At 45.0% G+C, this 13,546-nt stretch carries 5 protein-coding genes; 1 reads left to right on the forward strand and 4 read right to left on the reverse strand.

Annotated features, from left to right (window positions below):
• Nucleotides 1–30: 30 nt before the first annotated feature.
• The gene (locus tag NDI34_RS01340) at nt 31–912 is read right to left on the reverse strand and encodes an aspartoacylase (RefSeq protein ID WP_348231612.1); all 882 of its coding nucleotides are present in this window, start codon (nt 910–912) and stop codon (nt 31–33) included.
• Between the two features lie 227 nt (nt 913–1,139).
• Between NDI34_RS01340 and NDI34_RS01345 the strand changes: the two genes are divergently transcribed.
• Nucleotides 1,140–2,048, forward strand: a complete 909-nt coding sequence (locus NDI34_RS01345; RefSeq protein ID WP_348231613.1) for a LysR substrate-binding domain-containing protein — start codon at nt 1,140–1,142, stop codon at nt 2,046–2,048.
• Between the two features lie 127 nt (nt 2,049–2,175).
• Here the strand turns inward: NDI34_RS01345 and NDI34_RS01350 are convergent, their stop codons facing one another.
• The 3 genes from NDI34_RS01350 to NDI34_RS01360 all read right to left on the reverse strand — a co-directional run bounded on the left by NDI34_RS01350 (nt 2,176) and on the right by NDI34_RS01360 (nt 13,462).
• Nucleotides 2,176–3,831, reverse strand: coding sequence for a PfaD family polyunsaturated fatty acid/polyketide biosynthesis protein (locus NDI34_RS01350; protein ID WP_190687012.1), 1,656 nt, complete (start codon nt 3,829–3,831; stop codon nt 2,176–2,178).
• A 185-nt stretch (nt 3,832–4,016) separates the two neighbouring features.
• Nucleotides 4,017–10,949: a PfaB family protein gene (locus tag NDI34_RS01355; protein WP_348231614.1), complete on the reverse strand. Its 6,933-nt coding sequence runs from the start codon at nt 10,947–10,949 to the stop codon at nt 4,017–4,019.
• 113 nt (nt 10,950–11,062) lie between these two features.
• On the reverse strand, nt 11,063–13,462 hold the full coding sequence (locus NDI34_RS01360; RefSeq protein WP_199304836.1) for an SDR family NAD(P)-dependent oxidoreductase: 2,400 nt from the start codon (nt 13,460–13,462) through the stop codon (nt 11,063–11,065).
• Nucleotides 13,463–13,546 lie beyond the last annotated feature (84 nt).

The following is a 13,546-nucleotide window of genomic DNA, read 5'->3' on the forward strand; positions in this document are numbered from 1 at the left end:
TGAATCTGAATTCGACACTTGAGACTTTTGCTAAATGGTGACTTGCTGCTTTTCAGTCAAACACATGGCAACTCCTTTTTCATAGTAGGCTGCTTCATTGATAAAGACTGGATAAACTGTTGCTTCACCTTCATAAGCGATCGCTTGACCATCAAACGTTAAAAACATGAGATCGCCGGGATGAAGCGCTTCATAATCTCTAAATTGAAGCTGGGGATGAATCATTGCCTGAATTTCTCCAAACTCATTCCTGGGATAGTCTATTGTCTGGATGCTGTGATAAACGGTAAGGGTATCTCTTACAGGAGGTGGCGTTCCCTGGTTATAGGCTTCCGTGTAGTCTAAAATTGCGTGGACGAGTTCCTCCGTTTGCTGAAATAAAGTTGCATCCAATACCCCTTGAGCCACCGCACCGACTTCAACTGTGCAGCCGAATTCACAAATTGAGTCCAGATGAGGGGTGCCTTGATTTCTGGTTGTCGAGTAAAGTACCTTCACTTTTGAATGAAAAGATGTGAGATAAGCGGCTAGCTGAAGGTTAAAAGGATGCTTACTAGCGAGAATAATTGTTAGCTCCATGTTTGCTGTACTGCTGTGTAAATCAACAACCAAATCTGCCTGATGGCTCCCCCCAGAGCCAAATTTTCCATAAATCTCCTTGGCTCGTTGCGCTTCGTAACTAGAAAGGCTCGAATTCTCCAAATCCTGGCGAAGAAAACAGCGATTAAGGTCGGTATCAACATACCGTTTCCCAATTTCATAGGCTTTGGGATTCGCTAACAAGGTAAGACTTTCAAAGCTAGGTCGCTGAATCAAGTTGGGCGATCGCTCAAATTTCTTCACTAAGTAAATTCCGGTGAGTTCGTTTCCGTGCGTTCCCCCCACAATGGCAACACGCTCGATCTTCTTCATAAAATAATGGCTCCCTATACCTATTTACAACACTATCTATTAACTTAGATGTGTTGAGGTTGATAACGTCTTTTCATCTAGATTAACGAAGGGTTTACTAGATGTCTAATACTTTCTTGACTAGGCAACTATATTGCAAAGATATAGTGTTTAAAAACTGATATTAATTTGACATTTGCATTCCTATCTTGCCAAGATTAGGGCAAAGACATAGTGGTGAAGAACGAATGGAGCTTCGGCATTTGCATTACTTCATCGCGGTTGCAGAGGAGTTAAACTTCTCTCGTGCTGCTGCTCGTCTGCATATCGCGCAACCTCCCTTGAGCAAACAAATTCACGATCTCGAAGACGATCTGGGAGTGCAGCTGTTCGATCGCACCCAGCGACCGCTCCAGTTAACCCTAGCAGGAAAAGTCTTTTTAGACGAAGCTCGAAGCGCGATCGCTAGCGTAGATCGTGCGGTCAACATGGTGCAGCGTGCTAGTCGGGGAGAAATCGGGCGATTGGTAATCGGCTTTACTAGCTCAGTGGCAAACAGCTTTTTGCCAGATATTCTGCGAGTTTATCTTGAACGTTTTCCGCTTGTGGAACTCGTCTGGCGAGAGTTAGCAACTTCCATCCAAATGCAAGCACTGCGCGATCGCCATCTGGATGTTGGCTTTTTCCATTTGCCGTCCTGGATGCAAGAAGAAGTTGATTTAGCCTGGATGACGATTTGCCATGAGTCTTTAATTGTCGCTTTACCAGAGACTCATCCACTGGCGAGCCAACCTCAAGTTTCCTTAAAAGCACTGGCACAGGAAGTGTTCATCCTTCCTTCTCGTCAATTCTCTCCAGTCTTATCTGAACAGCTCGAACATCTGTGCCAACAATCGGGTATTTCCCCCGTTGTCATCCAAGAAGGAACGCTGATGCTAACAATACTCGGCTTAGTCGCTGGTGGGGTTGGAGTTGCCTTGCTCCCTGCTAATGTCCAAAATCTTCAACGCAAGGGTGTCTTATACAAAAACATCGCTGAACCAACACCAACTGTCCCAATGGCGGCTGTATGGCGACAGGACGATGCTTCAGCGACTTTGCGCGAGTTCTTGGGAGTGACAAAAGCGATCGCGCAGACTCACTCAAAAGCGTCTTAATCAAAACGCCCATACGCGATCGCTTGCCTCCACAGTTTAAGGCATACCGATAGAGACAGCCCAGAGGCTTTTTACGGCAAAGTTCTTTAAAATGCCAGCCCCTGGTACCAAAAATGTTTAGACTATCCTAAAAAAGAGGTTTTGGACAATAGTTCCAGTATTGTGCAGGCATCGATAACCCCTGTAGTTTCAAGTTTTGCAGCCGGTACAAAAAGCCAGCACCAATCATTATGTGATCGGCAACATCAACTACACGACGATTATTCGCTTGAGCCAGATAAGAACCCTTCACCCATTCATTAAACGATCCCATTGAGGGGCCACACCAGATTTGATAATCCATTTCACGACCTTTCTCACCCGCATTAGACCAACGGGAGGACAAGCCCAAATAGGAGCGGAAAATCAGAGCCATTTTACGTTTAGGATTGTTATCTGCTCTGGTTATTTGATCCGGGTCGCGTTGAGAAAAATAAGCAACCGTATCTTCCCAAACCGACTCTAGACTCTTCCTGAAGATTTCTTTTTCTAATTTCTCTCTTTCCACAACCGGAATTTCTTCAATTGAGTCATAGTTCTTGTAGAAATCAAAGAGTTTTTGCGCCCGCATTGGGAAGAGACTGCCACGTTTCAGGACTTGCAATTTCACCCCCATTTCAAACATATCCGCCGCTGGTGCCATACTCACATCAGCCATAGCCGCTTGAGCTAGCAAGTTTTTGGTATGAGTAGAAGCTCCAGCTTCAAGACAGGATTGGTTAATGGAGCCTGTCACCACATAAGCGGCTCCCATCATAAATGCCCCTAATGCTGACTGCGGTGTACCAATTCCTCCAGCCGCTCCAACTCTGACAGGTTGTTCGTAACCATATTTTTCCTGAATTTCATCCCTAAGAGTCAGAATCGAAGGTAAGAGACAAACTAAGGGACGATTATCTGTATGACCGCCAGAATCGGCTTCTACAGTAATATCGTCAGCCATTGGAATTTTTTCAGCCAAGGAAGCTTGTAACTCAGTAATCAGTCCTTGAGCGACCAATTGCTTGAGCATTTTAGTTGGGGCTGGTTGCAAAAATTTAGTTGCAACTTCTGTCCTAGAAACTTTGGCAATTATTTTGTTTTTGATCTCGATTTGATTCGCTGAATTGAGGCTAAGTCCCGCTGCCCGATAATAAACAATGTTGGGTGTCAAATCCAGAAATGCGGAAGCCTCAACGGTAGTGACGCCGTATTTGAGATATAAATTGATTGCACCCCGCTCGATTGCAGCTTCGCTAGGACTGTGGATCAAATTAAATGCATAAGGCCCTTCTGGAAGTGCTTGCTGAATGCGGTGAATAGCAGTTTCAATGCGAGAAGGAACTAACCCCGCGGCACCAAAGGCACTGAGAATTTTCTCTTTACCAAGGGCAATTACCATTTCTTCGGAGGCAATGCCATTCGCCATTGACCCCGTACTATAAGCATATTTTACCCCGTGAAAAGTCAGGAAACTGGGGTCTCCCAACTGTTGCGGAACTAGCGGTGGCACTGCTGTCAAAGTTTCCACGGATTCAGTTTTGCCGTTATTAGCATCCCCTAAATAACCTTCGTTCGTGACCCCAATTTGGCCTTGCTTGCTAACGATGTAACAGGGTTTATCTAAATTCAGCAGTTTAGTCTTGATACCTTCTTCATCAAAAGCTACAGAATTTAAAGAACCCTGCCAGACTGGATTTTGATTGTTCGGATTTCCTGAGAAACGAAGACCATTTTTGTTTTGCGTTAAAGGTATTGCCAACATAGTTTCTTTTTCCAATTCAAGCCAATAACAGATTGTAGATTGTCGGTTGGGTTGACTCCCCAAATCCCTCCCCTAGGAGAAGAGGGGCTTCCGGACTCCCCTTCCCTACTAGGGAAGGGGGCTGGGGGTTAGGTTCTTAATTCACCAACAGTACTAACTGAACCATAGTGTGAGTTTGATAGATTTTAATCAGACTCAACTAAACAAAGAGCGATGTCTTTAACTTCATAGATTCTCAGGTTGGGTTTCCACAAACTGGCATCACCGATTAAGGTGACTTTGTTTGGAGTAATATCCACTTTGGAAATATGAACCTCTAAATACATCTCGGTATGACCATGAGGAATTTGTCCGCGATATTTCCAAACGATTAGATGGTCGATGGCTTGGACAAAACGGGGAGATTTGAATTGTTTACCAAGATCGTTCTGCAAGGCATAGACTTGCATCGCTTGCAAAATCCCCTCAATTCCTAATGAACCAGGCATGACCGGGTCAAGGTAAAAATGACACTTGAAATACCAGTCATTCGGCTTTACCTCTTTTCGGGCATAGATGTAGCCTTGCTGATAGTTCCCTCCTCCTTGAATAATGCGTACTTCATTCAGGAGGTCTAACTGATACTGAGCAAGCCGATAATGGGGTCGAGCCTGATTAAGGCGATAAAACTTGGCTCTACTTTCTGGACTCCTTAAGTCGATTTTTGCTTTCGCGAGTCCGGTGGTATTTTCAGTTTCGTACCAGGGTGGAACATCCTTACCGCGATCCAGTCCTACCTGATTTGCTAAAGATTGGGGGCTAAAATGACCAAATGCGGCAGTTCCTTCATAAAACGGTTCGCCATCGCAAACCATTTGAAAATCAAAACTCTGAATAATCACTCCCTGGATATTGGATGAAGACAGTAACCGGGCTGTATTCGTAATCGTCTTTCCTCGAATATCTATATCCTTGAGAAGGCGACCCTGTCCATCAAGATTGCGGAAGTACAAGTCTTGATTTGGATACAACAAAGTAGTTCCTAAATAAGCAGAGAGAAAACCACAGGGTTGCAGAGCTATCTCCATTAAAATTGAGTACGGTATTGTCGGAGAGGAGTTTTGGCGATAATACCAAGGCTCTGTGGGAACGTCGTATTCAGTAACAATACTGGAATTTTTTGTTAGTTCATGGCGCTTACCATTCACTTCCAAAACGCGATGCACCAAATTGAGATGAGTATTGGGCATTCGCGAAGCTTTGACGCCACCTGTGTCATAAATCTCGAATTCTGGGCCAAAACACTTAGCAACCGAACCCAGACAAAATTCGTTGACTTGATCTTCATTTAATAAGGCTGGTTTTCGGGCTAATCCTGCCTTTTGTTGAGAGTTGTTTATCGCTTGTTCAACAGAAATTGAATGATTAGGATTCTTTTCAGATAGCTGCAAGCCCAGGTCTTGGAAGTGAACAACAATTTTGCCGTTCAGGATGACTTCAACATTACATTTTGCATAAGGTTTTGGTGTAATGCCAATTTCAGTGATTTCCATCCGATAGATTAATTTGCCCGAAATGGGAGTCACCTGTCCGCGACAACGGACGACCTGTGGCAAACCGGGAATCGGTTGAAATCTAGCATCAACCGTGTAGGTTTGCAATCCTAAATAGAGAAGATAGAATTGCAAGAGTTGACCGCACCCTTCTGCCATCAGGGAACCAGCCATCACCTGATCGTCTTTGAAGTGGCAGGGGAAATACCAATGATCTGGGTCAAGAAATTTTTCGCCGATAATTAGACCTAAACCCCAAGCCCCTCCTGTCGGTTCTACTGATGTGATGCGGTCGATCATGAGCATTGCCTTCGGGGGCAAGCGCAGGGAGGGATTTAAGCCATCTTGCCAATAATGGTCTCCTAAGCAGGCAGCAATATTACCCTCGGTGAGGGATAACATATCTGACTCATCTAGCCTTGATTTTTGACAGATTAGCAGAGGCTCAAACTTTTGCTTTGGAATCTTGCTTCGCGCTTCAAGTTCTTTATCGGAAACAATAATTCCCTTACCATTTTCGAGTTGTTCGTCGGAAAAGAATCCGGCACAGCCTCCGTCCATTTTGAGGATCATTTTATCCCCAACAAAGCACTCGTAACTAAAGAAAAATAGTAGGTTATCTCCGCTTCGCACAAAAGAATTGATGCGGATGTCATAACGCAGGGTTTGTCCTTCTTTGGGTAAATCATCCAGAAACGTCAGGGTGCAATCAAGCAAGCGATAAACTAGGTCGCCTTTATTCTCAAAATCAATTCCTAGGTAGCTGATTAATAATAAATCGCATTGACCTGATTCTACGCTGATTGCCCAAGGAGCTTGACCATCAACAGCGTACCAAGCATTCTTAGGAATATCGTATTCGGTTGTGATTGAAGAGGGTTTGAAGCTATTTTTTTCTCCCTCAAGTTTAGTAACCCTGCTCACTAAGAGATAGGGAGGGACTGGCAGCCGCACTCGCCGGGAATAGGAATCGATAATTTCATAGTCTTTACCGAAGACACGGGAAATTTTCCCTTCAGCAAATTCTAGTAAATCTGCTTCATCCCAAACAATATTAGAAGGCTTTGTGTAACTATTGCGCTGAGGATCTGAAGTTGCAGGGGCTATCTGACCATTGCTCTGAGCTGATATATTTTGATTCAATAATTGTTCGGCTACAGCTATTTGTAGCTGAAATATCTTCATCATTTGGTTTTGATGATTAGTTGTCTGTTGGGGTTCTTTTGCTATTGTCATGGCTTTTGCTTTATTACCTCTTATTATCTCTTTTCGGAAAATCTCACAATTTTCAGCGGTCAATATTTTAGAATAAATTCGTCTTCCACCCAAAGTAACTTTTTTAACAATTGATTGACGTTGGATAGATTTTTCTGGCACTTGAGAATAAAGTGGGGACAAATCCACAGAGACGCCGTGACTCACAAGTTTTGCTAAAACCCTGACCACTCCAGTATGGTCATCAACGCCTTTGGTATTGATGGATATGGCAATATGCTCTTGTTGCTTAAGCGTTTCGCTAATCCATCGAGAACAGTTGTTTCCTGCGCCTACCTCAATAAAGATTCTGACACCATCTTCGTAGACACGATGAATAATTCTAGGGAAATCAACCGTTATACAGCAGATTTTGGCGGCGTTATGGGCCAGAGAATTAGTATCTAGCTTAATCGGAGCGTAATTTACTCCAGAATAAAACTGAATATCGGGTACATTTTGGATGGGAATTGTGTGTAATTCAACCAATCCCTCATACTCAGTATTTGTTGGTTCGCAGTGCAATACACTGTCAAAATTGATGGGGAAATATTTGCACTTGAGAGTTTCAATCACTCTTAAGCAAGCTTGCGGATCTCCACCAATTACTACTTCTTCTGGAGTATTGATAAAGGAAAGATAAACACGTTCTTCCTGCTTTAGGACTTCCTTAACTGTCGATACGGGCGCTTTGAGAACATAGGAAATCCAAAATTTTTCCGAGCGATCGCTTTCTGGCAAACCCCAAAACCTACGTCCGGCTAAACAGGGGCCACATAAATGAGTTCTAAATAGAGGAGAGGACACTAAAGCTTCGCTTAATTTCCCATCATCGCGCCAAATGTCAAGGGCAAACAGCATACTGCTAGCTTCACCCAAGCTATACCCAAATGCAACTTGGGGTTGGACTTGGAAATACTGTCTGAGAATCAGGCTATATAGCACTGCCAAACTGATTCCGGTTTGGCACATTGCTACTCCGTCACCCAAAAATTCTGCCTGTTTCTCTGCTTGTGCTTGACTGGAAAGTTTTTCTAAACTTTTGGGATAATGAAGTTTCTCGTGCATGACCTGACCTGGATAGGGAGTCAGAGCCGAGAAGCTATCGTAAACTTTAGGAAATAGCTGGAAAATGTCCCGTCCCAGCCCCAGACCAGAACTAGCCATACCAGGGTAAACAAAGGCAACTTTACCCTCATTTCCTAAAGGTTTCGGTGTGAAATAACTGCCAAGCGGTGTTTTCCATTCTCCGCCCGTTTCAAAGCTTTTTTTGATACCTGCGATCGCTAAGTGGATTTCCCGCAGGATTTCCTGTTTATGAGAACCGACAATCGCTAGGGTATAAGTCGCCTGGGGCGATTGCCTAAAAGCCGTAAAGGTCTGTGTTGCTGCAACGGATAGATCGTCACCCGTTTCAATCAGATTTTGGAGCGAATGCAACTGTTCGAGCAACGCAGATTGATGATTAGCGGTGAGGGGAAATAGATAGAAGGGCGTTTGTTCCAGATACTTGCTGGGACGCTCTTTTTGGCTCAATTCTTCCGAGAGGATGATGTGAGAATAAGTGCCATCTATGCCTAAGCCGTTAATTGCAGCCACTCTTTTCGACGCTTCGGGTTCTAAGAACCAAGTTCTCGATTCGGTGGCGACGTAGAAGGGACTTCCTTGCCACATCTGAGGCAGTTTCGGGCTAGACCACTGGGGAGTCGCAGGAATATACCGATGATACAGGCAGAGGACAGTTTTGATTAAACTCGCCATCCCGGAAGCGGTATAAGTATGACCAATGTTGGCTTTGACACTTCCCAGGCAACAACTCAAACTCGCTTGGGAAGTTTGATAGGCAGAGAGTAAACCTTTGATTTCGGCTTCATCTTCTGAGGCGACGCCACTGCCAAAAACTTCCAGATACCCGATGTCTGTAGGGTGAATACCTGCTAAATCGAACGCCTGCTGACAAGCTTGTGTGAGTATGCGATCGCTCGTCGATTGATGATGAGCATTATCCTGAATTAAGCTGATGGCATCAATAACGGCATAAATTCGGTCTTGCTCTTGTTTAGCTGCTTCGTGCTGCTTTAAAACTACGGCACCTGAACCTTCACCGACCATCCAGCCATTCGCGTTTTCATCAAAGCTTAAGGTAGGAATCCCTTGATTAATCGGTGCTAACTGCTGGCGGAATAATACGTTTTCCAATCCCCCAGAGAGATCGACCGCACCGACGACAACAGCATCAACTTCTCCATTAGAGAGCAGGAGTTGAGCGACTTCTAAAGCTTTAAAAACCGAATTTTCTTCGGCAGAAATGGTGAAGGAGGGACCAGTGAAATCCCACTGGGCGGAAATGCGACTAGCCATCACATTGCCGATGAAGCTAGTGTATCGGTTGACTTGCGCCGGAGGATGCAAGCTATCTTTGGCAATAGTTTCCAGTTCGGCAAGTTTTTCGGGAGACAAAGAAATATTTGCTTGTTGCAAGCTCTCTTTGATTTGCCAAGATAAATCGCATCGACCGCGATACTGGTGCAAGGAGAGTTCTGTCCCCATCGCCACAATCACGGCGACATTTCCCCCTTGCGCTAGTTTTGCATCTTTGATGGCGTTGTCCGCCACCTTTAGCATCAATAGCTGTTGAGGAATTAGTTGATCTTCGTCGCGGGGCGGGATTTTGAAATTGAGAAAATCGAGTTCAAAATCTTGGATGTAGGCTCCTAGAGGCGCTTCGCCATTTGCCAAGCCATAGTCTTTGAGTAATTGGGGTTGCTCTTCGATACCTTGCCAACGCTGAGGCGGAAGAGGGATAAAATGCTGCGTTCCCTCATAAATTGTGCGCTCGAAGGCATCTAAACTTTTACAGGAGCCAAAGAAGGCATCCATGCCGACGATCGCTAATGAGTGTTGAGTGTTGAGTGTTGAGTGTTGAGTGTTGAGTTGAGGATTGGGAATTGGGGATTGGGAATCCTCACCTTCTCCCGCCGTTGCCTCTGAAGATTCTAAAATCAAATGAGCATTAGTACCACCAAAACCAAAAGCATTGATGGCGGCGCGTTTTGTCGGTTGTTTTTGAGGCCAGGGTGTCGGGGAAGTAACCATCTGCTCAGCAGCGATCGCGCCTTTTTCTGAACGGAGGGGGTCAATTACGTCGATTGTCGCCGGGATGACCTCTTCACCCATGCTCAAAATCACTTTGATGAGACCTGCGATCCCCGCAGCCGTCAACAAGTGACCAAAATTGGATTTGACAGAACCAATCAGAGGCACCGTTTGAGACTGACCGAAGAAGGTCTCCATCGAGTTGAGTTCGGTGATATCTCCGACCGGAGTCCCCGTGGCATGACACTCAATGTAATCGATACTGTTGGGATGAATTCCTGCTTCGGTATATGCCCGTTCAAAGGCTAAGATTTGCCCTTTGGGATTGGGACTGAGGACGAATTTCCCTTTCCCGTCATTCGATAAGCCAACACCGCAGATTGTGGCGTAGATGCGATCGCCATCTCGCAGCGCATTGCTATATCGTTTCAGGACAACCATTCCGGCTCCTTCTCCAGCTACGAGTCCTCCGGATGACTTATCAAAAGGACGCGATATCCCATCTTCTGGATAAGCGTGGAAAATAGAAAATCCCATATTGATGAAGAACGGATCGGCGCAACTCACCGCACCCGCTAACATCAGGTCAGCTTTGCCGGATAACAGATAGTGACAAGCTAATTTAACTGCATACAGCGATGTCGCACAGGCTGCATCCAGAGATAAATTAATTCCAGATAAAGACAGCGCTTGAGCAATGACTGCTGCCGGATACCCAGCTAACATTCCATTTAAAAGAGATCCATCAGAAGGTGGTTTTTTTAGTTGGAAAGATTCTTCTTTTAAAAGTTGCTGAAGGGCTGAATCAAGAAACTTTTGATAGATTGGTGCAAAAAAACGATGGGAAAAGCGGGTAGGAAAAGAAAGATTCCCCAGAATCACGCCGCACTTTTCCAGAACTGATGGATTTCCTAAATAACCGCTATCTTTTAAAGCTTCTTTTGAGACGTATAAAGACCATTGATAAATTTCATCTAAGTTTTTCAGTAACTCAGGAGGCATCTGATACTCGCTGGGATCTAACTGAAAATCTCGAATATACCCTCCCTTTAAACAATAGTATTTATCTAGCTTCCCTTTATCTGTCGAATAAAACTTTTGGGGGTCTACTCCCATTTGTTCGACTGTTGCTAAGCTTTTAAAATCTTTTTTAGCAATTAAATTCTGCCAATATTGCTCAGGACTTTCTGCACCTGGTAATAAGCTAGATAAACCGATGATTGCAATTTTTTCCATTCAATATTCCTAAAAGATTTAATCAAAAACGACTTTATTTTAAATAGACTCTAGCCAGCGTGCTGTAGCAGCGAGCGCTACTACAGCACGCTGAATGGTTTCTTAACTTGCCATCACTTAACTCCTACTTTTTCAGAGTTAAAGAATAGACGATTTAGCTGTTTGCTAATCGTCACTTCTGCCCCAAATACTCGCGAGTAAACTTTTCCTTGGATATCGTGGGAAGTAATATTCGCCACTAACTTAGTTTCATTGCTAGAAATGACATCCATCGACACGTAAAATGGTTTACCCAAGGGAATCATTTGGAAATGCTCTCCTTTCTGGCAGCGTAAAGGGAGACTAGCCGCCTGATAAAAATGCCTTACCCAAATCAACATGCACTGAAATTGCACATCTTTGGCGACAAAATCGAATGCCTGTGCCGGAAACTGTCCCCGCTGTTCTTCAGTGATTTGGGGTAAAACACATTCCATCGTCAAGGTTTCTGGCGTAATATTTAAAACTTGTTTGACCCCTTTAAAACTAGGGCCATGAAACAAGGTGCCATCCTGATAAGGCGATAGGAACGCAAACTCTTGACTTTGAGTTGCATCAAATTCATAAGTGGGAGCTTCCGGAATTTCTTTCAGGAGTTTCACCTGCCCGTTGTAATGATAGCGGCGTTTTCCGGGTTCCGCTTCACTCCATATTGTCGCTGCGAGTTCGAGCTGCTCGTTCTGGGATTTATTGACTTCCTTCACTTCCAAGATGTATTCGCTTGCCAATGTTTCATCGAAAACAATGCCTTTTAAGACCTTGAAGTTTTCGCAGCTAAAAAACTTGTAGCCAGGATATAGCTGTTCGCTAACATTGGCAAGCCATACCGAACCACAAACGGTTGGTAATACTGCTTGACCACCAATCGCATGATCTTGCAAAAAGGAGTTTGCTTTCAGGTTTAATTTTCGATGAATTTGGTAAGTCCGGAGTTCTGAATCTAACTCTCCAGACACGACTACCAGAGGACTCCCCACTAAGACTTGTACCGTTTCCCGTTCGCCAAAATCTAGTTCGTCAACTAGCATCTGAGTGCCCACTTCAACGGGAATTACCTCAACCTTGCGTTCGGCAAAAATCTGTTTTAACTCAGGCGTAACCATCCCGCCATCCCAAGGTCCCCAATTAAAGGAAGCTACGTGACATTCGGGATGGAGGCGCTTAAAGTGATGGGCAAATTTATTGAGAATCTCATTGGCGATCGCATAATCCGATTGACCAATATTCCCGTAAAACCCAGCCGCTGAAGCGAACAACACCAAATGCTTGATTTGATTCGGATTGACACAACTCAGCAGATTTTCCAATCCTTTGACTTTGGCAGTATAAACGGCTTCAAAATCCTGTTCGGATTTATTCTCAATCAATTTATCTGCCAAATTGCCAGCGCCATGAAGAATTCCGGAGATCGCTCCGAAACGCTGGACGGCATCTGCTAGTTTTTCCTTTAAAGCGATCGCATCGGTAATGTCGGCGCTGAGATATTCTGCTTTCCCACCCGCTTGCTCAATCGCTTCCAGCGTTTGGGCGATTTCTCGTTGGGCTAAAATCCCCTTCAGTGTCTTTTGGACTTTGATTGGGGTGGGTTTCTCTCCTCGTGCAGTAATATCTGCCATAATCCGCTTTTTCAAATCAAATTCATCAACACAGCCTTTTGCCCATGCTGGCTCTGGATTGATGCTTGAGCGACCGAGGAGGATAAATTTGCATCGGTAGCGTTGCGCTAGCTTGATGACACACTGGGAAGTAATCCCGCGTCCACCGCCGCTGACGAGAAACACCGAGGATGGAGTAATTTGATGTGTTGTGCCGCGAGCGTTCTTCTTAACCCTACACATCTCGGCTACCAGGGTGGTTCTCCCCTGGGAACTGTACCCGACTTCGGTAATCAACCGATTGGGGTCGTGAAGTTCTGCGACAATCGATTGGGCGACAAATTCTTCATCGAAAGCGGGACTCAAATCGATGGCGCGACAAAACACCCGTTCCCATTCCAGGTTGAGGGTTTTCGTCAAGCCGAACAGCCCCCCACCAATGGCGCTAAACTCTGTTTTGCGACTTAAACCGAATTGCCCATCCAGGCGGCTCACGGTGAGGAAACAACTGCGTCCTTGACGTGCTGCTTCATTCAGGGATTTTTTGAGGTGCTTAGCAATCAGAAAAATATGCTTGAGGATGGCTCTTTCCGATTCCTGCCCAAGACTTTCTTGAATTGAGGGATGCAGATGAACGAACGCGCCAATGGAGCCGTAGTTTTGCGCGATCGCCATCAGCTGTTGTTTCAAATGCTCCTCGCTCAAATCTGCCAGCACCACACGGTTAATTCCTCCCGGTAACGGTAGCCGTTGGGCAATAACAGATTCGGGGAAACTTAATACAACCACTTTCCACCCTCGGTCTGAAAGAGACTTGACCAATCTGATACTGGCAGGGCTACCGTCATCGGTCAGCAAACAAATGTGATGGTCGGGCAAGGTGAAATCCAGATAATCTGCCTCACTTAGAGGTTGGAGCCTCGCCCGACCGCGTTGAATCTTGTGTTCAGCTTCAGCTTCAGC

It is taken from the genome of Trichocoleus sp. DQ-U1 (genome assembly GCF_039961925.1).
Taxonomy (GTDB): Bacteria; Cyanobacteriota; Cyanobacteriia; order Cyanobacteriales; family FACHB-T130; genus FACHB-T130.